At 53.8% G+C, this 21,659-nt stretch carries 22 protein-coding genes; 20 read left to right on the plus strand and 2 right to left on the minus strand.

Going from position 1 to position 21,659, the window contains the following annotated elements; genetic code table 11:
- Positions 1 to 462: 462 nt before the first annotated feature.
- Positions 463 to 690 carry a hypothetical protein gene (locus DWY25_RS02730; protein ID WP_117893348.1) on the minus strand — a complete coding sequence of 76 codons (228 nt, stop codon included), beginning with the start codon at positions 688 to 690 and terminating at the stop codon, positions 463 to 465.
- A gap of 260 nt (positions 691 to 950) precedes the next feature.
- Between DWY25_RS02730 and DWY25_RS02735 the strand changes: the two genes are divergently transcribed.
- The 13 genes from DWY25_RS02735 (at position 951) to DWY25_RS02795 (ending at position 14,995) form a co-directional block, all read left to right on the plus strand.
- Positions 951 to 1,574, plus strand: a complete 624-nt coding sequence (locus tag DWY25_RS02735; RefSeq protein ID WP_072684184.1) for a recombinase family protein — start codon at positions 951 to 953, stop codon at positions 1,572 to 1,574.
- A 118-nt stretch (positions 1,575 to 1,692) separates the two neighbouring features.
- On the plus strand, positions 1,693 to 3,861 hold the full coding sequence (gene priA, locus DWY25_RS02740) for a replication restart helicase PriA (protein WP_117893351.1): 2,169 nt from the start codon (positions 1,693 to 1,695) through the stop codon (positions 3,859 to 3,861).
- 102 nt (positions 3,862 to 3,963) lie between these two features.
- Positions 3,964 to 5,202, plus strand: coding sequence for a 16S rRNA (cytosine(967)-C(5))-methyltransferase RsmB (gene rsmB, locus DWY25_RS02745; RefSeq protein ID WP_117893354.1), 1,239 nt, complete (start codon positions 3,964 to 3,966; stop codon positions 5,200 to 5,202).
- A 30-nt stretch (positions 5,203 to 5,232) separates the two neighbouring features.
- On the plus strand, positions 5,233 to 6,276 hold the full coding sequence (gene rlmN, locus DWY25_RS02750) for a dual-specificity RNA methyltransferase RlmN (protein WP_117893356.1): 1,044 nt from the start codon (positions 5,233 to 5,235) through the stop codon (positions 6,274 to 6,276).
- On the plus strand, positions 6,273 to 7,022 hold the full coding sequence (locus DWY25_RS02755) for a Stp1/IreP family PP2C-type Ser/Thr phosphatase (protein ID WP_006058944.1): 750 nt from the start codon (positions 6,273 to 6,275) through the stop codon (positions 7,020 to 7,022). Before rlmN ends, DWY25_RS02755 begins: the two co-directional genes overlap by 4 nt.
- Positions 7,019 to 8,719: a Stk1 family PASTA domain-containing Ser/Thr kinase gene (gene pknB / locus DWY25_RS02760; RefSeq protein ID WP_117893358.1), complete on the plus strand. Its 1,701-nt coding sequence runs from the start codon at positions 7,019 to 7,021 to the stop codon at positions 8,717 to 8,719. The genes DWY25_RS02755 and pknB overlap by 4 nt, the downstream gene beginning before the upstream one ends.
- Positions 8,720 to 8,752: 33 nt before the next feature.
- Positions 8,753 to 9,616, plus strand: coding sequence for a ribosome small subunit-dependent GTPase A (gene rsgA, locus DWY25_RS02765; RefSeq protein ID WP_072684189.1), 864 nt, complete (start codon positions 8,753 to 8,755; stop codon positions 9,614 to 9,616).
- Positions 9,616 to 10,263 (plus strand): ribulose-phosphate 3-epimerase, encoded by a 648-nt coding sequence (gene rpe / locus DWY25_RS02770; protein ID WP_006058947.1) that lies wholly within the window; start codon positions 9,616 to 9,618, stop codon positions 10,261 to 10,263. Before rsgA ends, rpe begins: the two co-directional genes overlap by 1 nt.
- Positions 10,257 to 10,874: a thiamine diphosphokinase gene (locus DWY25_RS02775; RefSeq protein WP_117893361.1), complete on the plus strand. Its 618-nt coding sequence runs from the start codon at positions 10,257 to 10,259 to the stop codon at positions 10,872 to 10,874. Before rpe ends, DWY25_RS02775 begins: the two co-directional genes overlap by 7 nt.
- 113 nt (positions 10,875 to 10,987) lie before the next feature.
- Entirely contained in the window at positions 10,988 to 11,677 is a 690-nt protein-coding gene (locus DWY25_RS02780; protein WP_244925913.1) for a M24 family metallopeptidase, read from the plus strand.
- A 174-nt stretch (positions 11,678 to 11,851) separates the two neighbouring features.
- Positions 11,852 to 12,445, plus strand: coding sequence for a P-loop nucleotide/nucleoside kinase family protein (locus DWY25_RS02785; protein WP_181981656.1), 594 nt, complete (start codon positions 11,852 to 11,854; stop codon positions 12,443 to 12,445).
- Entirely contained in the window at positions 12,442 to 12,939 is a 498-nt protein-coding gene (locus DWY25_RS02790) for a GNAT family N-acetyltransferase (RefSeq protein ID WP_117893367.1), read from the plus strand. The genes DWY25_RS02785 and DWY25_RS02790 overlap by 4 nt, the downstream gene beginning before the upstream one ends.
- A gap of 118 nt (positions 12,940 to 13,057) precedes the next feature.
- On the plus strand, positions 13,058 to 14,995 hold the full coding sequence (locus DWY25_RS02795) for a helix-turn-helix domain-containing protein (protein WP_117893370.1): 1,938 nt from the start codon (positions 13,058 to 13,060) through the stop codon (positions 14,993 to 14,995).
- A 294-nt stretch (positions 14,996 to 15,289) separates the two neighbouring features.
- Here the strand turns inward: DWY25_RS02795 and rpmB are convergent, their stop codons facing one another.
- Positions 15,290 to 15,484 (minus strand): 50S ribosomal protein L28, encoded by a 195-nt coding sequence (rpmB, locus tag DWY25_RS02800; protein ID WP_006058954.1) that lies wholly within the window; start codon positions 15,482 to 15,484, stop codon positions 15,290 to 15,292.
- Positions 15,485 to 15,774: 290 nt separating this feature from the next.
- Here rpmB and DWY25_RS02805 point away from each other — a divergent pair, with 290 nt between their 5' ends.
- The 7 genes from DWY25_RS02805 (at position 15,775) to DWY25_RS02835 (ending at position 21,105) form a co-directional block, all read left to right on the plus strand.
- Positions 15,775 to 17,040 (plus strand): cell division protein FtsA, encoded by a 1,266-nt coding sequence (locus DWY25_RS02805; protein WP_117893373.1) that lies wholly within the window; start codon positions 15,775 to 15,777, stop codon positions 17,038 to 17,040.
- A 15-nt stretch (positions 17,041 to 17,055) separates the two neighbouring features.
- On the plus strand, positions 17,056 to 18,135 hold the full coding sequence (ftsZ, locus tag DWY25_RS02810) for a cell division protein FtsZ (RefSeq protein WP_006058957.1): 1,080 nt from the start codon (positions 17,056 to 17,058) through the stop codon (positions 18,133 to 18,135).
- A gap of 110 nt (positions 18,136 to 18,245) precedes the next feature.
- Positions 18,246 to 18,704: a hypothetical protein gene (locus DWY25_RS02815; protein WP_117893376.1), complete on the plus strand. Its 459-nt coding sequence runs from the start codon at positions 18,246 to 18,248 to the stop codon at positions 18,702 to 18,704.
- Between the two features lie 95 nt (positions 18,705 to 18,799).
- A complete protein-coding gene (locus DWY25_RS02820) occupies positions 18,800 to 19,084 on the plus strand; it encodes a hypothetical protein (protein WP_117893379.1) in 285 nt (94 codons plus the stop codon).
- Between the two features lie 12 nt (positions 19,085 to 19,096).
- Positions 19,097 to 19,465 (plus strand): DUF2089 domain-containing protein, encoded by a 369-nt coding sequence (locus tag DWY25_RS02825; protein ID WP_006058960.1) that lies wholly within the window; start codon positions 19,097 to 19,099, stop codon positions 19,463 to 19,465.
- A gap of 10 nt (positions 19,466 to 19,475) precedes the next feature.
- On the plus strand, positions 19,476 to 19,886 hold the full coding sequence (locus tag DWY25_RS02830; protein WP_117893382.1) for an SHOCT-like domain-containing protein: 411 nt from the start codon (positions 19,476 to 19,478) through the stop codon (positions 19,884 to 19,886).
- Between the two features lie 73 nt (positions 19,887 to 19,959).
- Entirely contained in the window at positions 19,960 to 21,105 is a 1,146-nt protein-coding gene (locus DWY25_RS02835; protein WP_181981657.1) for an SIS domain-containing protein, read from the plus strand.
- Positions 21,106 to 21,659: the final 554 nt, after the last annotated feature.

The following is a 21,659-nucleotide window of genomic DNA, read 5'->3' on the forward strand; positions in this document are numbered from 1 at the left end:
TTAAAATGAGAAATAACGATGAAAACCGGGGTGAACGCTCCGGTTTTTGATTTTTTTGGCCGAATCTTAGAAAGGTTTCGCCGCCGATAAGCAATCCATCGGACAGGAAATCAAGAAGTCCGGTATTGAACTAGCGGGAACAGATCATCCCCAAGCTTATGGACATCATGGCGAACCCTTATCTTAACATGGACGTTATCAAAAGTTATTCAGTATCCCGCCCCGCAATCTTCTCATAAAATTTTTGGCTGCCGGATCTGTAAGCAAAATTGGATCTGCTTCTCTTGTATTTGGATTCATCGTGATCCAATTTTAATTATCGAGATAATGTCGAAAATATCGATTACGAAGTGGCACAGACTGTCCCTTTGCGTGAAGCTTGTTTAAATTTAGTCACGGATGTGGTTTATATAGTGTATCAATCCCTTTCTATTCTTTAATATAAAAAGAAGCTTTCGCTTCTCATTTCTGATTTAATTGTTCCAGGCATGTCTGCCGGGCTTGGCTGGAGGATGTAAACGCAACGTCCTTTTCAAATAGATAAGTGATGAAATGATTCCAGTCCGTAACCGGGAAGGAATCCGGGTCAATCTGCGTCAGGATCTCGGCAATTACGGAGTAATTATCCTGCGCTTTTAAATCGGAAATGAATAAACCGCACTGATCGGCGACCTGATCAATTAGGGCCATAATCCTTCTCACTCCTTTATCGTTTCAGTAAAGTGTACTTTAATAAAACACCCAACGAACCACTCTATTCTCTATTTTAATGGGTAGAACGGTTCCTGTCAAAACCTATTTGGGTTTTCCTGGTAATTTTTTCAGCTTGTTCTGATTGTGTCAAAAAGGTACACCTTTTTAAAACAGAAGGATGACTTAAATGGAGAGAAATATTACCATCTCCATTTTTTCTGTGTCTATGATGTAATGAATTCATGGAGGAGGAAGTTATGTCACAGACCGTTTACGGATATATCCGCGTTTCATCAAAGGATCAGAATATCGAACGTCAGAGGAAGGAGCTGATCGCCTATGGCGTCGCGCCGCGGCGGATTTATATGGATAAGCTCAGCGGAAAGGATTTTAACCGTCCCGGTTATCAGAAGCTGACGCGCCGTAAAGTCAAACCTGGCGATCTGATCGTCGTTCAGAGCCTGGATCGGTTAGGCCGCAATTATGAAGAAATTCTTGAAGAATGGAAATGGATTACGCGTACCCGCAAAGTCCATATCAAAATTCTGGATATGCCGATTCTGGACACCAGCGTCGATCAGGATCTGGTCGGCACGCTCATCTGCAATCTCGTGCTGGAGCTGCTTTCATTTGTCGCGGAGAACGAGCGCAAGATGATCCGCCAGCGCCAGGCTGAGGGCATCCGGATCGCCAAGGAAAAGGGTGTGCATTTAGGCCGTCCGCAGCTGGCGGTGCCGCCGGAGTTCATGCCGCTGTATCAACAATGGCGGCAGAAAAGCCGGCCATCCAAGGAGCTAATTGCCCAAAGCGGAATGTCATATCAGAAATTCTACCGCACCTGCCGGAAACTCCGCCAGCGGGAAACGAATGCCAGCCGTTAAACCGGGGCGCTGCATTCTTTTTATCGTCCGCCAAACTCTGCCGGCTTTTTCCGAACTTCCGTTTTCGCGGCGCTTAAATTATGATATGATAAAGGACAGAATTCGGAGGTGACGGCGCATGCGGATCGCGAAAGTTTGGATTGAACATCCGGTTTTACAGCTCGATCAGGTGTTTTCTTATGACGCGCTGCAGCTGCCGGCTGAAAAGGGCAAGCGGGTGAGTGTCGATTTCAACGGCCGTCAGATCGTCGGGTTTGTCGATGCGGTGACGGAGGTGGACGACGGTCAGCCGGAGACTCAGGTTAACGGCCGCCCTTTGAAGCCGCTTTTGTCCGTGCTCGATGAGAACGCGCTGATCACGCCGGAATTGTTTGAGCTGGCTAAATGGATGGCGGAGGATACGCTTTCCCCGGTGATTTCCTGTTTTCAGGCGATGCTGCCGAGCAAGCTCAAGCCGAAAAGCTCGAACCAGAAAATTAAAATGGAACAGATCGCCGTGTATGTGGGCGAGCATCCGCTCTTAACGCCCCGGCAGAAGGAAGTGCTGGGCTGGCTGCGGACGGAAGGCCCGACGGTTTTGGCGCAATGGCGCAAACAGTCGCCGGCGATCACCCGCACGCTGGAAAAGCTGGGCTGCGTCCGGCTGGACAGCCGGACGGTAAAAGCGCGGGAAGAACAGGTCGGTCAGGCGGAAGCCTTTCTGCCGCTGAACGCGGATCAGAAGCGGGTCGTGCAGGAAATTCAAACGAGCACCCAAGACGTGATTCTGCTTCACGGGGTGACCGGCAGCGGAAAGACGGAGGTCTATCTGCATCTGGCTCGTCAGGTGCTTGATGCGGGCCAACAGGTGTTAATCCTAGTGCCGGAAATCTCGCTGACCCCACAGATGGTAGCGCGCGTCAAAGGCCGCTTCCAGAACGATGTGGCGATTTATCACTCCGCGCTGAACAATCAACAGAAATACGAACAATACTGCCGGGTATTTGAAAAGCAGGCTTCGATTGTCGTCGGCACCCGCTCGGCGGTGTTTATGCCGTTTGATCATCTCGGCCTGATCATTCTGGACGAGGAGCACGATTCCAGCTATAAGCAGGATTCCCTGCCGCAGTACCATTGCCGCGATATCGCCATTCACCGCGCGCGTCATTTCGGATGCAAGGTGATCCTGGGCAGCGCGACGCCGTCGCTGGAATCCTACGCCCGGGCGCTAAAAGGGGTGTACGGTCTGGCTGAGCTGAAAGAACGGGTTAACCGGCAGCTGCCGGTCTGCACAGTGGTCGATATGAAGAATCAGAACCGCGCGCAGTCGGGAATTCTGAGCGATGTGCTGCGCCAGAAAATCGCGGATCGGATCAAGCGGGGCGAGCAGGCGATCCTGTTATTGAACCGGCGCGGATACAGTCCGCTGATCAAATGCGGCCAGTGCGGCGAAACTCTGCAGTGCCCGCATTGCGACGTGGCCCTTTCCTATCATAAATCGATTCAGAAGATGAAGTGCCATCTGTGCGGCTCGGAGTTTCCGTTGGTCACAGTCTGTCCGAAATGCGGATCGCGGACGTTTGCGGCGCCGGGCTACGGCACGCAGAAGCTGGAGGAAGAAGTCGCGCGGCTGTTTCCGCAGGCCCGCGTGCTGCGCATGGACGCCGATACGACATCGCGCAAGGAAGCGCATCAGAAGCTGCTTGAACAATTCGGCCGGCATGAAGCGGATATCCTGGTCGGCACGCAGATGATCGCCAAAGGGCTGGATTTTCCGCAGGTCACGCTGGTCGGCATCCTCAACGCCGACGCCGGTACGGCCCGGCCGGACTTTCGCAGCGTGGAGATGACGTTCGATTTGATCATGCAGGCGGCCGGGCGCAGCGGCCGTTCCCAGACGCCCGGGGAGGTTGTCATCCAGGCGTTTGATCCAAATCATTTCGCGGTTGTCGCTGGCAGCCGGCAGGATTATCAAAGCTTTTTCTATCAGGAGATGCAGTATCGGCATTTAGGCGGCTATCCGCCGTATACCTACCTGATCGCGCTGACCTTCTCCGACGTCCGGCCGGACCGTCCGAAGCAATCGGCGCAGGACGTGGCGCAGGCGCTGCGGCAATCCAGTCTGTTTAAGGTGCTGGGGCCGAGCGATCTGTTTAAGCTGCAGGACCGCTACCGCAGCCGTCTGGTGCTGAAAGGCAAGAATCTGGATCAGATGAAGGCCGCGCTGGCGCAGGTTCTCCAGGAATACCGCAGGCAGCGCTCTCAGGCCCATTTAAGCATCGACGTCAATCCGCTGATTCTCGAGTAGCGGATTTCATTCATTCCGTTTCCTCTTTAGGGAACCGCCCGCTCTGTCTCAGCCGGCGGTTCCGCAGGAGGATCAAGTATAAACAAGCAAAGGAGCAGGCTGATGAACACAACAAGAAAAAGAGCGTGGCAGGGGCTGAACGCGATCCTCAATGAAGGCCAGTATGCCAATCTGTGGCTGCGCCAGCACGGCCAGACGCTCAGTGAGGAAGAAAAACGCTGGGTGACCGCCGTGATCTACGGCGTGCTGCGCCATCGTGAACCGCTGCGCTGGCAATGGCGGGATTTAGTGCGCAACGTGCCGGAACCCAGCATCGCGGTCTTGCTCGACATGAGCGTGTACCAGCTTTTTTATCTCAATAAAGGCGCTGAGTACGCCATCGTCAACGACGCGGTCGAACTGTGTCCGCGAAGCAAAAAAGGTCTGGTCAACGCCGTTTTGCGCCAGCTGCTGCGGCGCGGACCCAAACCGCTGCCGGAGCCGGAATCCATCGCGGATCTGGCGTTAGTGACCAGTCACCCGCAGTGGCTGCTGCAGCTGTGGAAAGCCCACTATGGCGAAGAAAAAATGCGCCGAATCGCGCTGGCGGACTTGGAAGAAGCGGCGGTCAGCGTGCGGATCAATCCGCTGAAATTAAGCCGGGAAGCGCTGGCGCAGCGGCCGGACTGGGCGCTGGAGTCCAACGGCTGGACGATCCGCACCGCGGGCAATCCGGTCAGCGATCCCTGGCTGAAGGAAGGGAAAATCGTCATTCAGGATCGTTCCAGCCAACAAGTCGCGCTGATGCTCGATCCCAAACCGAACGACACGGTTTTTGACGCCTGCAGCGCGCCGGGCACCAAGACGACGCAGCTGGCGGCGATGATGAACAACGAAGGCTCGATTCTGGCCTGCGATCTGCATGCCCATCGGCTGGCGTTAGTCGAGGAAGCGGCGCAGCGCTGCGGTGCGACGATCATTCAGACCCGGACGCTCGATGCCGCGCAGGCGGACCAGCAGCTGGCCGGGCGGCAGTTTGACCGTGTGCTGCTGGACGTGCCATGCAGCGGTTTGGGGGTATTGCGGCATAAGCCGGAAATTCTGCTGCGGCTGACGCCGGACTCGCTGGACGAGATCGTCGCGCTGCAGGCTGCGATCCTGACCCATTGCGCGCCGCTGTGCAAACCGGGCGGGACGCTGGTTTACAGCACCTGCACGCTCAACCGCAAGGAAAACGACAAGCAGGTCGCCGCATTTTTGCTTCAGCATCCGGAATTTGAGCTGATGGCGGAACAAACGATCTTCCCGGATGAAGGCGCGCAGGATGGCTTTTATATCGCGAAAATGACCCGCCGCGGTTAAAACTATGATAGAATAAAGGACGGTGATAGAATGAAAACAATTTATGATTACAGTTATTCCGGACTTGAGGAACTCGTCCTCAGCCGGGGATGGAAAAAATACCGGGCCGATCAGATTTTTCAATGGCTGTACCGCAAGCATGCGACGTCCTTCGATCAGATGACCGATTTGAGCAAGGAGATGATCGCGGCGCTGAAGGAACAGTTCTGCATCAATCCGATCCAGCTTGTTGAAAAGCAGGTGTCGCGCGACGGCACAGTCAAGTTTTTGTTTGAACTGGGCGACGGGGCGTTGGTTGAGTGCGTCTTGATGACCTACAATTACGGCCGCTCCTTATGCGTAACCTCGCAGATCGGCTGCAACATGGGCTGCACGTTCTGCGCCAGCGGTCTGCTGAAAAAACAGCGGGATCTGACCAGCGGCGAAATGGTCGCGCAGGTCATGACTGTGCAGCTGGAGCTGGACAAGGAAGAAGACCGGATTTCGCATGTCGTCGTCATGGGCACAGGCGAACCGTTTGACAATTATGACAACGTGCTGAATTTCTGCAACACGATCAACCATGACAAGGGCCTGGCGATCGGCGCCCGCCACATCACGATTTCGACCAGCGGGCTGATTCCGAGCATCGACCGGTTTGCGGCCGAGCATAAACAGTACAACCTGGCGATTTCGCTGCACGCCCCGACCGATGAGCTGCGCAGCCGGATCATGCCGGTCAACAAGGCTTATCCGTTAGGCCCGCTCATGGCCTGTCTGCGCCGCTATTCGGTGGAGAACAACCGCCGCCTGACGTTTGAATACATCCTGCTTCAAGGCGTTAACGACACCAACGAGATGGCGGTGAAGCTGGCAGCCCTGATCCGCGGCATGAACGCCTACGTCAATCTGATTCCCTACAATCAAGTCGATGAAAACGGCTATAAGAGTACGGATTACAAATCTGCGATGCGCTTTTACGACGTGCTGATGAAGCAGGGCGTGAAAGCGACGCTGCGCCAGGAGCACGGCAACGACATCGACGCTGCGTGCGGGCAGCTGCGCGCCAAGCATGAAAGGATGCGCGGGCAATGAAGTGCTTCGGCGCTACCGATACCGGCTTAGTCCGCGCGAACAATCAGGACAGCTATGTCATCGCCTCCAATGAGGTAGGCGATGTTTTCGCTTTGGTCTGCGACGGCATCGGCGGGGGCAATTCCGGCGACGTGGCGTCCCAGACCGCGATCCAGTATTTCAGCGAGGTGTTCAGCGCGAACAAAGGCTTCAAGGATGAGGAGGAAGCTCTGACCTGGCTGCGCTATCAGATCCGCAAGGCCAACGACACCGTGTTCACGCTTTCGACAACCCGCCGGGAATATCAGGGAATGGGCACAACTCTGGTCGGGGTGCTGCTGATCCCGCAGGGCAGCTACGTGATCAACGTCGGCGACAGCCGCGCCTACGCTTCGTTTCAGGACGGCAGCTTCCGCTGCCTGACGCAGGATCACACGCTGGTTCAGGATATGGTCAACCATGGCGAGCTGAGCGAGGAAGAAATGATGAATCATCCGAAGCGGAATATGCTGACCAACGCCCTGGGCATCTGGTCCAACATCCGCATCGATCTGACGCGGATTGACGATCCGGCGGATACGTTTTTATTATGCTCCGACGGACTGCACGGTTATGTGCCCGACAGTGTGATCGCCAAGGTCATGCTCGACAGCCGCCAGACGCTGCAGGCCAAAAGCAAGCAGCTGATGAATCTGGCGTTGCTGCAGGGCGGCTACGACAACATCACGATCATCCTGATCCAGAAGGAAGCGGGGGATAAGCGATGAACAAAATGATTGCCAAGCGCTATATGGTCGTCAAGCACATCGGTCAGGGCGGAATGGCGGACGTCTATGTCGCCGTCGACACGCTGCTCAACCGGGAAGTCGCGGTAAAGGTGCTGCGCGGGGAATTAAGCAACGATCCCGTCGCGCTGCTGCGGTTTCAGCGGGAAGCCAACGCCTCCACGGCGCTCTCGCATCCCAACATCGTCGACATTTACGACGTCGGCGAGGAAAACGGCTACCATTACATCGTGATGGAATACGTCCGCGGCAAGGATCTGAAACAGCTGATCGCCCAGCGCGGCGCTTTGTGCAAGGAAGAAGCCGTGGCGATTATGAAGCAGTTGGTCAGCGCGGTTGCCGAAGCGCACCGCTGCAATATCATTCACCGCGATATCAAGCCGCAGAACGTGCTGATCAAAGACGACGGCACACTCAAGGTCGTTGACTTCGGCATCGCGCTGGCGCAGGACGCGCTGCAGCTGACGCAGTCGGATTCGGTCATGGGGTCGGTTCACTATCTTGCCCCGGAGGTGGCGCGCGGGGAAGCCGCAACACGCCAGAGCGATATTTATTCCTTAGGCATTGTGTTCTACGAGCTGCTTTCCGGCGAGGTGCCGTTCCATGGCGAACAGGCCGTACAGATCGCGATGAAGCACATGCGCGAGGAAATCCCCTCGATCCGCAAGCTCAATCCGCAGCTACCTCAGGCCGTTGAAAACGTGATCCTGCGGGCGACCGCGAAAAATAAGAATTTCCGCTATCCCAGCTGTGAGGTCATGCTTCAGGATTTAACAACCTGCCTGTCCCCGCAGCGCGCTGATGAGCCGCGCGTCGTGTTCAAAACGCCGAGCGAGGGCAACAAGACGATCGCCATCGACACGGCCCGGCGCAAGGAGAGCGGTTCCTCACATCCCTCGGCCAAGCCGAACAAAAAGAAAAAGAAACGGAAGAAGAAAAGCAACGCCTGGGTGGGCCTGCTGATCACCGGGTTAGTCGTTCTGTCAATCGCGGCGGTGGTCTTTATCCTCGCGCTGACCGGCAACTGGGGCGGCAAAAGCCAGCTGGTCGAAGTGCCGCCGTTGATCAACCTGACGGTCGAGCAGGCAGCTTCCACGCTCAGCGACGCCGGGCTGGAGCTGAACCGCGCTGAGATCAGCTACGCGTTAACCGACGACGTGGAGAAAGACCGGATCTATGAAAGCGATCCGGCCGCGGGTACGGCACTGACGGGCGGCAGTCAGGTGAAGATCAAGGTATCGCTGGGCCGCTATGTCGTCGTTGAAAATTATGTCGGAATGAAGATCAGCGAAGCCCGTGAAAAGCTCGAGGGTTCCAATATCCGCATTCAGACAAGCCAGGAAGCCAGCGACAGCGCGCCGGGCACGATCCTGCGTCAGGAACTGCTCGATCCGCAGACCAAGATCGATCCGCAGAAAACCAACACGATCCGGTTTGTGATCGCCGCGTATCCGACCTTCCAGATCGACTGGTCGATCAAAGGCATGGACGTCTTTGAGGCCCAGTCGCTGTTGGAAAGCCAGGGTGGGGAAGTCATGCTTTCCGTGCTGGATACCAGCGGCATGAGCGAGGAAGAAGCCGCGAATCTGCCGCGGGGCGTCGTGATCAACTGTTCACCGGGTTTCGGCACGTTGTACGAACAAAATGAAGACAGCTATATTACCTTATATTATTATTAAAGCATCCATCGGAACGATTAGAAAAGGAGCGTTATGATCGGAAGAATAATCAGAATTATTTCCAACCAGTATCTGGTTGCGGACGAGGAAGGCCGCCGCGTGGCGTGCGTGGCGATGGGCAAGGTCCGGCGGCAGGACAAACCGCGCGTGGGCGATTGGGTTGAATATACGGATTTCGGCGATCAGACCGGAATCGAGCGGATTCGTCCGCGGATGAACTCCCTGATCCGTCCGCCGGTTGCCAATGTCGATCAGGCGCTGATCGTCATGTCCGCGAAGGATCCGGATTTTTCCTGCACGCTCGTCGACCGGATTCTGTTTCTGATCGTCAACGCTTCGATCAAGCCGGTGCTGTGTATCACCAAGATGGATTTAGTTCAGCCGGACGACCCCGTTCACGGCTGGATTGAGGATTACCGCCAGAGCGGATATGAAGTTGTGCTCAGCGGCCGGGAAGAGCTTGATGAAAACCTGGCCGGGGTGCTGCGGGGCAAGGTGACGGTGCTGACCGGCCAGAGCGGCGTCGGCAAGTCTTCCTTATTGAATAAGCTGAACCCTGAGTTTCAGCTGCAGACTCAGGAGATTTCCAAAGCGCTGGGCCGCGGCAAGCATACGACCCGGCATGTCGAGCTGCACGAGGTGGCCGGCGGCTGGGTGGCCGATACGCCGGGCTTTTCCTCGCTGGATTTCAGCCGCATGACGCCGACCGAGCTGGCGCAGAGCGTCCCGGACTTCGCGCCGTATTTAGGCCGGTGCCGGTTCCGCGACTGCATTCATCAAAACGAACCTGGCTGTGCGATCAAGCAGGCCGTGGAAGACCGGCAGGTCTCCCGGATCCGCTATGCGGACTATTTGGATTGTCTGACCCTGGTGCAGGGCCGAAAGGAGAAATATTGATGACGATCATATCCCCCTCGATTTTATCGCTGGATTTTTCCCAGCTGAATTCCCAGATGGACGCGGTCAACGCCTCCCGCGCCCAGTGGCTGCATTATGATGTGATGGACGGCCATTTTGTGCCGAACCTGACGTTTGGCCCGGACATTCTCAAGGCGTTCCGCAAGCTGACCGACCGCCAGCTGGACGTGCATCTGATGATCAGCGATCCGCGGAAGTATGCGCCGGTCTTTGCCCAGGCGGGAGCGCAGTGGATCACGTTTCACTACGAAGCGATGAACGATGCCCAGGACTGTCGCGCGCTGGCCAAGGAGCTGCGAGCGCTGGGCGTGAAGCCGGGCATTTCGATCAAGCCGCAAACGCCGGTGTCCGTGCTGGAAGCGTTGTGGCAGGATTTCGATCTGGTGCTGGTGATGTCGGTGGAACCAGGCTTCGGCGGGCAGCAGTTTGATCCGTCGGCGCTGGATAAAATTACCGTGCTGCGCCAGTGGGCGCAGGCGGCCGGCGCTGATCTGCGGATCGAGGTCGACGGCGGGATCAATGCCGAAACCGGGAAGCTGTGCCGTGAGGCCGGCGCGGATGTGCTGGTCGCCGGCAGCTATATCTTTAAAAACAACATTGTGGAAGCCGTTGATTCGTTATGTTAAAACCGTGCACGATCGTGCTGGGGCTGGCGCAGGACTGTGCGCTGGCTGAAGGAGATCTGATCGGCGCGGACCGCGGGGCGCTGATCTGCGCTCAAGCACACCGGCGAATGGTGATGGCGATCGGCGATTTTGACTCGGTCACTCCGCCGCAAAAGGAACTGATCCGGCAATATGCCGATCAGATGCAGGTGCTGCCGGCGATGAAGGATGAAACCGACGCGCTGTCGGCGCTGCGCTGGGCTGCCGGTCAAGGCTATAATCCGATGGTTCTGATCGGCGGGATTGGCGGAAGGCAGGATCATCAGCTGGCCAATCTGCTTCTGGTCATGCATCAGAAGCTGCCGGTCATCCTGCGGGAGAAAAACAATGAATTGTTCTGTCTGGATCCGGGCCGGCATGTGTTTCATCCCGATGCCCGCCGCTTTATTTCCTTTTTCGCGGTGGAGCCGGCCGTGCTGACGCTGGAAGGGTTTCTATATCCGCTCGATCATTATGTGATGGACCGCGGCGACACGATCGGCATCTCGAATGAAATCGCGGCGGACGAAGCGGTGCTGACGCTGGATCAGGGCCGGGTGCTTGTCGTCCGCAGCCGCGACGACGGCGAATAATCCAATTTTCAGCGAAGGAAAGCCGCACAGACGCACGTTTGAAAACAAAATTACCAACCAGCCTTATTTCCTCAACGGGGAGTAAGGCTTTGTCTTTAAAAGGAGAGATCAGCGTGGATTCTTTAACGATGCAGAATTTAAACCGGGCGACGATGGAATACCTGATGCAGAATTTATCGGCAGGGATGTCGTTAGTGGAAGTAAGAAACTTATGCGAGCGGTTTATGCTGGAAAACGGGGCCGATTCCTTTTGGTACTATGATGTCGGGGCGTTTGTTTTTTCCGGGGAGGAAACGACCCTCTCAATTTCCGGGAAAGACTATACAACCGCGGACCGGCGGATTTGCGAGAATGATCTTCTGACCGTAGATCTGAGCCCGCAGGTTCAGCGGATCTGGGGCGATTACGCAAGAACGATTGTGATCGAAGCCGGGAAGGTGGTCGTTCATCCAGAGGATATCCGCCATCCGGAATGGAAGCGGGGACTGCGCATGGAAGATCATTTGCATCATGTTTTGACGGAGGCTGCAACGGAAGCCATGACGTTTGAGGAGTTATATTTTTTCATGAATGAAGAAATCACAAAGCAAGGCTTTGTGAACCTGGATTATCTGGGAAATCTGGGCCATTCGATCGTTCAGGATAAACAAGATCGGATCTACATTGAAAAAGGGAATGGCACGAAATTGTCGGACGTTAAAATGTTTACCTTTGAACCCCATATTTGTCTGCCGGGTTCGCTTTATGGCTTTAAGCAGGAAGACATCTATTATTTTGAAAAGGGCAAGCTGAAGCGCTTGTAAGGATAGTCGGATTGAGGAGGCAGCTCCTTTTCAGCTTGATCAAGATCAATGGCCTAACTGTAGGAATCAAGATCGTGAGTCCGTTGGCGGAATGCCGCCGGTGAGGTATAATGAAGAAAAGGAGTAAAAAATCAAGTCTTCCTTGATCGGAAAGCTTTGATTTTGAACATGACGATGAAAACTTGTATCTGTATTGCCGGAATGCCGGCCAGCGGAAAAACCACGGCGGCGCTCCGGCTCAGCGAAAAGCTGGGGATCGCGATGTTGTCCAAGGATGAGATCAAAGAGAAGCTGTTCGACCGGATTGGTTTTCAAAGCCGTCAGGAAAAGGTTCAGCTTGGTCTGGCGGCGATGGAAATTCTTTATTATGCGGCGGAGCGTTGTTTAGCGGCCGGTCAGTCGGTGATCCTGGAGAATAATTTTGAGGATCTTTCCCGGCCGGGCCTGCAGGCATTGCAGGAGCGGACCAGCTGCCGGATGATCACAATTCTGTTCGATGGGGAAACCCGGGCGGTTTATGAGCGGTTTGTCAAGCGCGATCAATCGCCGACCCGGCACCGCGGCCATGTCGTGAACGACCGGTATCCGGAAGTCGGAGCCCCGGCAGAAGTGAAGACGCTGAGCTTTGATGCTTTTGAACAAAGTATCGAGCAGCGCGGATACCGGCGCTTTTCAATCGGCACGCTGATCCCGGTCGACTGCACGGATCCGGCCCGCATCGACGTGGAAAGGCTGGCGCAACAAATCCGGGAGCGGATGGACGCATGATTATGATCGAAGCCACTACCGGGTTTGCGGACCGGCTGGCAAAGCTGAAACGCCGGGTGTGGCAGGAAACCTATACAGGAATTTATCCAGCGGCAAAACTCCTGGAGTTTGACGAAGCGCGGTACGCGGAAAAATTCCGGCGGTTGATCGCGGATCCGGCAAATCAGGTTGTGCTGCTTCGCGAGGATGGGCAGGACGCCGGCTATTTTGTGCTGGGAAAATCCCGTCCGGGATGGAGCGAACTGCCGATCAGCGTCAACGCCCTCTATTTGATATCGGATTTTCAACATCGCGGGCTGGGACGGCAGGTCTGGCAGGAAATTGAACGCCGGGTAAAGCAGGCGGGATTCACGGCCTTTGGCTGCCGCTGCAATGAGCACAACGAACGCGCGCTGGCATTTTACCGCCGGCAGGGCGGTGTGGAAATCGCGCGGGAAAGCGGGCATGCGGATTGTTCGGAAGATCAGATCTCCCTGCTTTTTCATGTTGAATAAATCAGAAGGAGGAAGGATCCGGGCAACCGTCGGTTGCCTTTTTGTTTTGTCGGTTTCCGGACTGGAAATGCCATTTTGATCGTGCTACACTGGTCTCTGTCGAAAGGAGGGGGCGATCGTGAAATTAGCGGAAAATATTCAGCGGCTGCGCAAAGCGGCAGGCTGGACACAGGAACAGCTGGCTCAAAAATGCGCGGTTTCCCGGCAGGCGGTGTCAAAATGGGAGGCCGGACAATCAGTTCCCAGTCTGGATAAACTGCGTCAGTTAGCGAATAGCTTTGGGATTTCAGTCGACGAGCTCGTCCAGGACGACCCTGAACCGGAGGAGACGCCTCAAACCGAATCGCCTTCACTGGTCGAGTTGGATCAGGCGCGCCAAACCCGGACGCGCCGCCATGGCTGGACTGCGGCAGCCATCGTATGCCTGATTGTGGCGGTCGGAATTCTTGCGCTTCAGATTGTGACGTACACGATCGTCCGCGCCCGAGGCTGGGAATACATTGCGGACTGGATTTCACCGTTGTTAAATTTAATGATGGTTCTGGCGTTGACCTTATCCGGCAGTGTTCTGATCCGCACGCCCGGCTGGCGTAAGCGCGGCCTGGGCATCGCGCTGGTGCTGATGGCGGGGTTTGGCTGGCAGCTGCAGCAGGCGATCCAGCAGCGGCCGACAACGATCAGCTTTTCCGCTGACGGCCGTCATCAGGTCGTGATCAAGCAGGATAAGACAACCGGGAAGACTATGCTCTGCCGCAGCCGCTATGGTCTTTACCGGCGTGAAAAAGACACGTTTCCCTATACGGTGGAAGGGCCGATGAAGCTGCAGTGGCTGGCTGAGGATGTCTGTGCGATCACCTATCAAACGCTGGACCGGAGCGTCCATCAGATGATCGCGACGTTCGGCGACCGCGGCGATCCGATCAGCTATCATAACATGGCATCGGCGATCCAGGGCGAATGGTCGCTGATGGAAACCAACGCGGCCGGCTGGAAAATCGTAGTTGATCGCACGGGAATTCATTTGGAAAACGGAACGCTTCAGGAAGATTATGCTTATGACGACGCGGTGCCGTTCGGGACGCTGGCGCTGGCGTTGTGCCGGGACGGGCTGCCGCAGTGGACGCTGGCCTTAAGCGAGGAGGGGACGTTGAACGAACAGGATCTGTTCGTCAACGGGTCACTGATTCTCTGTCCGGTCGCGCTGAAGCCGACCGCGCCGCTGAACTTCGTCCGCACCTCGGCGCTGCCGGATGCCGGTTTGTTTCAGACCCCGGACCTTCCGGAGGAAGACGAAACGCCGCTGGTTGAAGCGATGCGTCAGACGATCCTTGCGGATCCGACGTTATCGCAGCCGCTGCCCAACGGCGCAATGAAGCTGGACACCGCCAGCACCGATCCGCTCTGGCTGAGTTTACTGGCCCTGCGCCAGCGGGATGAAGGCTATCGGGTTAACGGTGTCGATATCCGCGTGGAACTGGCTTCTGTACAAGTGCTGGCGGGCACCGATGCCGATCAGCTCGTGGAAGTCAAAACGAACGAATGGGCGGTTTCCCCGGGCAACCAGGGCGCCGGACCCAGCGGTGAAGCGTTTACGATGACCTATAAGCTCCGTTTGATGCGGGCGGAGAACGCCGTGTTGGCAGCGCTGATGCCTTCCCTGGAGGAAGGAATCAGCGGACTGGAGCCCGTGGAACTGGATCCTGAGTTCCCAACGGAGGCGGAATTGGCGCATTACTTTGTCAGCGGCATGTATGATACAACCTATATGTATATTAACCGCCGTTCCCCTGCGCAGGCGATACAGATTCTGCTGGATGAAGCCTTTGCACAAAAGGAAGCGGTGCTCAGCGACGATGGTCAGCAGGCACTGCTGGAAAGTACCGGCGATCAATCGCTGTGGCTGCTTTACGATGGGATCGCGGAAGACCGGCTCCATTATCGATTCTGGCTTGTCCGCTGCGAAGGACCGGACTGGCTGCATTGCGAGGGTCAATGGCAAAGCGAAGGGGAGTACACGATCTCGATTCGGGAAGCGGAAGACGAGGCCCAGTCCTAGTAATCATCGGATTTCAAAAGCAATAAGCACTGGAAAAGAATGGAAAAAAGAACCGCAGACGATCGGAAAAAGAACAATTCCTACGCTGCGGTCTTTTTAAATATATATTTCAGGGAAGCTCGATTTTAAAGATTATCCTGCTTCTCTTTTTTTGTACAGATTTATCAGCACGTACCTAAAAGATGGAGCCCATTCCATTGAAACTCAATAGCGGCACGTTTCGTCTATCTGACTGAAGAGTCTGGATTGAGAAAAACAAAGCAAAGAAAAAAAGGAGTGCAAACTCCTTTTTAATTAACCGTTTTTCTGCTGAGCCTTCAGTGTTTTTAAAGCACGGGCGGAAATACGGATTCGCTGTGGCTTACCATCAACCATCACTTTAACTTTTTGTAAATTAACGTTCCACTTGCGGCGGGATGCGTGCAGGGAATGAGAACGCTTATTTCCTGATAAGGCTTTTTTACCGGATACGGCACATACTCTAGACATTAACCGTAACCCCCCTTTCTGTCTTAATTTCGCTTGTAAACTATAACATGATCATCCAAAAAATGCAAGGCGTTATCCGAAAAAGGTGATAAAGAAAAAGGATTTTTTTACAACTGCGGTCTTGAAACACGAAAAAACGCTAAATTTTTACGAAAACCGACGGCCGCCGCAGGAAGCTGACAACATTTTTACCCGGTCGGGAAGGCAATGCGAATTGTTGGAAAAATTCTTTTGTTGAATAGTGTTTTATGATATAGTATATATGTGTAGCTCAGGGGGTCGAAAAAGGCATGGACAAGCAGATTTTCGCGGCGCTGGAGATAGCGGATCACGAAGTTAGATTGCTGGTAGGCGAGTTCTTCAATACTCGCTTTAATATAATCAAAGTCGAACGGGTTCCTGTGGCGGGCGCTCAGTTTCATCAGCTGACGGAACCGAATGAAGTTGTCAAGGCGATTCGGCGGGCGGCGGAAAACGCTTCCCGAATGATCGGCGCTCGGATTGAACGGGTTTTGTTATCGATTCCTTCGCGGGATATGATGCGCAAATCGCTGAAAATTACGGTGCCGGTTTCTTCTTTTGACCGCCGCGTAACCGTTCTGGATGTTCGGGAAGCGGTAAAAAACGCAATGAAAACCAAGGTTGAAAACGGTCTGGCACTGATCAGCGCGGTATGCGTCCGGTATACGTGCAACGGAATCTCAACGCGGCGGATGCCGATCGGTGAGCTGTGCGATGAGCTGACGGTGGATGTCGATCTGTTGTGCGCGAATCGTAAGATCGCGTTTGAATATGTCAACTGCGTCGAACAGGCGGGGCTGGAAGTTCTGGACATCAGTCTGGACAGCTTTGCGATTGCGAAGGAAGCGGCGCTGTTTGAACAGACGATGGATCAGAATTTAATTTTGATCCGGTTAGAAGAACAGACGACGACCTTATCGCTGTTGTCCAAGGGCAAACTGGCAAGCTGTGAGATCATTGAACAGGGGATCGATCAGTGGAGCAAAGCGCTGGTGGAACGATATGAACTGCCGCCGGCAGAAGCGGTCCGCTTAGTGAAATACAATACGCGTTTGAATCAGCGCAGGCCGCTGCAGACGCCGATCTATATCTGGTCAAAAAATACAAAAACGTACACGCTTTCTGAAAAGGAACTGTGCGAAGCGATTCGGGAACCGCTGGAATCGTGGACGGGACAGATCGAACAGATGTGCCGTCCGATCCTCAAAGCGGGCAAGACGCAGATTGTGATCGTCGGCGAAGGCGGCGAGCTGCAGGAAATCGCGGAATATGTCCAGGATCATCTGGGTGCGCCGGCGAAGGTGTATTATCCGGAAACACTGGGTGTGCGCGACAGCTCGTTAACGGGATGTCTGGGTTTATTTTATGCCTACAAGGATCAGCAGCCGCTGTTAAATACCGACCAGGTCAGTGTGAACGCCGCGCAGTTTGAAAAAGCGGTGACGATCGGCGGGGTAAAGAAAGAAAAAACCAGCGTTGACGATTCGATTACCAAACGATTAAAAGACATGCTTTTTGAAGCCAAACAGAAATAGGAAACGAGAGGATGAATGAAGATGGATTTAGAATACAATCAGGTTGCGAAAATTAAAGTCTTCGGCATCGGCGGCGCCGGCTGCAACGCCGTGAACCGCATGGTCGAGGAAGGCGTTCAGGGTGTTGAATTCTATGTCGCCAATACCGACATGCAGGATCTCAACAAATCTCCGGTAGAAAACAAAATTATACTGGGCCGGGAAACGACCCGCGGTTTAGGCGCCGGCGCGAACCCGGAAATGGGCCGCAAGGCAGCCTTAGAAAATGAAGAAGAAATCCGCGAAGCGATGCAGGGCGCGGACATGGTCTTTATCACAGCCGGCATGGGCGGCGGCACCGGCACCGGCGCTTCTCCGCTGTTTGCGAAGATCGCCAAGGAAATGGGCGCGCTGACCGTCGGCATCGTCACCAAGCCGTTTTCGTTTGAAGGACCGCGGCGGATGGCGCAGGCCGAAGCCGGTTTGAGTCAGTTAAGCGAATTCATCGATTCTCTGATCATCGTTTCCAACAATCAGCTGCTTCAGGTTATCGGACGGATTCCGTTTGTCGAAGCGTTTAAGGAAGCGGATAACGTTTTGCGTCAGGGCGTGCAGACAATCACCGATCTGATCGCGGTTCCGGCCATGATCAACCTTGACTTTGCGGACGTGCGTTCGGTCATGGAAGGCCAGGGCAGCGCTTTGATCGGCATCGGTATTTCCCAGGGTGATAACAAGGCCCAGGAAGCGGCGCAGAAAGCGATTCAATCACCGTTATTGGAAGCTCAGATCAACGGTGCCAAGAAAGCGATCGTCAACGTTACCGGCGGCGCGAACATTTCGATTTACGACGCGAACGACGCGGTCGAGTACATCCGGGAAGCGGCCGGCAATGATATCGATATCATTTTCGGCGTAGCAATCAACGAGAAGATCGGGGAATCGATTATCGTGACAGTCATCGCTACCGGCTTTGATCTGCCAAAGATCAAGGTGCCGTCGCCGTCGAAGCCTCCAATTAAAGTGGCGAATAAAATCGCTGAAGAAATTAAAAAGGAAACAGAGGAAGAGGAAGACGACAGCGGAATTCCAAGCTTCTTCCAGTCCCGTAAATAAACGATCGTTCATGAAGACGGAGCTCAGGTTCCGTCTTTCTTCTTGTTCTGGTTGAAAACGGTTGATCGTGGTAAAATAAAAGCAGAAGTAATGCGGAAGGAGGGGCAGTCATGGATCTGGTTTACCTGGATTCTGATATCCTCGGCGACAGTTATGACGCGAAACTTTGCCGGAAACGTTTTATTCGATACGCACAGGATCATCCGCCGGTGTTGATCGCGGTCGCGCGGGTTGGCGAAGCGGAAAGAGAAGTTTGGAACAGTCTGAAACAAGCCTGTTCTTTTGTGCGTTATTTTCTCGATGATCAACATCCCTGCGAACAGCTCGACGGGCTGACGGTTGAGCTTCAGCCGCAGTGTCTGCAATGCGGGACACGAAAGATTCATCCGGAACCCGGCGCGGCGGCCTGGATTCAGACGGAAACGGACGTCAGCTGGCGTTATATCGTGCTCGATATGTTAAGTGATCCGGCGTTTTCCTATTATCATCACATGAAGACGTTCTCTGATCTTCATTCCGCTTATGTCTATATTCGAATTCGCAACGGAATTCATAAGATTTTGAATTGATAAAATTCAATAAATTAATTTTAATATTTAAAATATTGAAAAATAACTTGAAAATATTAAATTATCATTTATAATAAGTTCAGGAGGACACGAGGATGGCCAAAAAGATTAAAATCATTGTGGAATCGCCTGAACAAAATGTCGTGATTCCGGCAATTCCGCTGAGTGCCGCCGCGGCGATCTTGAAAGTTGTGCTGTGGGGATCGCAGTATATTCCGGCCTCGTCGCGGGATGAAAGCGTGCAGCTTCTGCTGGATAACCGCGACGCGATTCTGGACCTGGTGCAGACGTCGGTCAGGGAATTGAAAGCCTGCGAGCCGTTCCGGCTGGTCGAGGTTGAATCCGGCCCGAATCGGGTGCTCATTGATATTTTAGGATAAGGAGGAAACACGATGCGAAATGAAGTGTTCGGAACGTGTCCGGTCTGCGGCAATCAGCTGCTTGCGACACGTTTGACCTGTACCCGCTGTCATACGGAGATTACCGGCGAGTTTGCCTTATCCCGTTTCAGTTATCTGAATCGAGATGAACTGCAGTTCGTCGAGACCTTTATCCGGGTTCAGGGCAACATCAAGGAAATGGAAAAGGAATTCAATATTTCCTATCCGACGGTCAAGAAAATGCTGGATACGATCATCACCAAGATGGGCTTTCCGGTTAAGCAGGAAGCAGAACCTGCCGTCCGTGCCGACGATGTGCTCTCACGGCTGCAGCAGGGCGAGATCAGCGCCGAAGAAGCGATTGCGCTGTTAAAAAAGTAGGAGGAACAACATGAACTCCCGAGAAAAAATTATGGAAATGGTCAAAGACGGCACGCTGAGCGTAGAAGAAGGGCTGCGGCTGCTGGACGCGATCGAAGAAAGTGAAAAACGCGCGGAGAAGACGACCAAACCGGCTGAATCGGAGGTGCGTCCGCTGATTTACAGCGCGCCTTCCCATCCGAAAATGCTGCGGATTCAGGTCGAGTCGGCCAATAACGACCGGGTACGCGTCAATGTGCCGGTGTCGCTGATCCGTGCGGGTCTGGATTTCACCAAGCAGATGAAGCTCAGCGGAATGGACGTGGATCTGAAGGGCGTGGATCTTGACTTGATCATGAAACTGGTTGAAGACGGTCAGGTCGGCGAACTGGTCGACGTGGTTTCGGCGGATGGCGACAAAGTCCGGATCGTCGTCGAATAGTCGTTTAATTTTAAGGAAGCGAAGGCTTCCTTTTTACGTCGTTGTCCGTATAATTAGAGAAGAGGTGTTGAATATGCTGAAAGAAGAGTGCCGTTTGTTCCAAAAGGTCTGGCTGGGCTGGACAGAATCACAGATGGATCAGTTTGTCCGGATCGGGACGCAGCTAGCGCAGGCGCTGGCGGAAGGCCGGAAGGTGTATGCCTTCGGAATCGGCGAGGATCATTGGTTTGCGGAAGAGCTGACGGCCCGGCTGCAGGGGCATCCTGAAATCATCGGTCTGTTTCCCCATGAGCTGATGACCTACGACTGCCGCTATGCCTCGTTAATCCGATGTCCGGAATATGCCAAGGTATTGATCGAAGCCTGGAAAATTGAGCGGAATGATTTGGTTTTGTCCTTCCACAGTCAGGATACGCCGCTGTATGCCGCGATGGAAAAGCATTGCCGCCGGTTAGGGATTCAATGGCAGATGCTGCAGGCGGACCGGCAGACGGAAACCCCGGGATTGTTCAGTGTAGAAGAACGGTTTCTGCCTATGCTGCAGGTTTTCGGCGCCCAGGCGGTCAATGCCGTCAGTTTTGCGTTGGCGGCCGGGATGGATCCCGCCGGCACTGTACATGCATTGAATAAAAGTATGCTGGAAATTCTGGAACAATTTGAACAGACCCAGCTGCCTTCCATTGCCAAAGTCACCGAGGAGCTGGAGCGGAAGCAAGGCCGGTTGATCGTCATGGGCAGCGGTCATTCGCACATGCTTCAGGATTTGATGGCGCAGGAGAAGACGTTGGATAACGTCGTTCCGATTCTGGAACAGGAATTGATGGTATTCGATCCGGTTCAGAGCGGCTGGACGCAGAAGCAGCGCGACTATGCCCAGATGTTGATCGATAAATATAAAATTCAACCCCAGGATGTATTCCTGATGCCGTCCAACACCGGGAAAAGCGTAATGAACGTCGAGCTGGCGCGATTGTTGTGGTCGAATAAAACGACGGTTGCGGCGATCACAAACATGAAGCAGTCGCCGGTGATCAAGTCCGATCATCCCAGCGGCCGGCGCTTGTTTGAAACGGCGGATATCGTGATCGACAACTGCTGTGTCAACAAGGACGCCTGTCTGACAATCGACGGTCAGCGGCGTTGTCCGTTGTCTTCAGTGACGGTGCTGCTTTGCGGGGTTCTGCTTCTGGAACAGCTGCATGAACTCAGCGCGGAGTAAGCCAAAAATATAAAAATTAAAAAACTTCAATGAAGCTGTGATGGGCCGGGTTATCGATTCCCCTGGGTATCGCAGCTTTTTATGAAATGTCGAGTTTTTTCAAAAATAAGTAAAATGGAGCTTGTTCTAAGTGAGGAAGAAACCTGATGTTCAGGGTTTTGCTAACCTTTGATTTTTTTAAGTAAGGATCAGGGATCATTCTTTGCGTTTCATTATTTTTCCAATTCCTGCTATAATAAAGCACCATACTTTCTTTATTCGATGATATAATTTTCCTGTAAATTCATTACCGTAAGAAGCTTTGTTATTTATCATTTAGCATCTTGCTTTATGCTTTGAACCATTGAATTCCAATCAATGAAAGGGGTTCTTAATTGTATGAATTTAATCGCAAAAGGGAAGCTTCTGTTTTTTATAATCATTTATCAATTAGGCGTAATAGGCGCTATGAATGGACATATTTTACTGATAAATCTTTTTATCATCGGCTGCGCTATAGCAATTCTAATTCATTTGAACGATATTAAAATAAATTTATTTTATTATGTTGGTGA

The organism is Holdemania filiformis, assembly GCF_003459085.1.
Lineage (GTDB): Bacteria > Bacillota_I > Bacilli_A > Erysipelotrichales > Erysipelotrichaceae > Holdemania > Holdemania filiformis.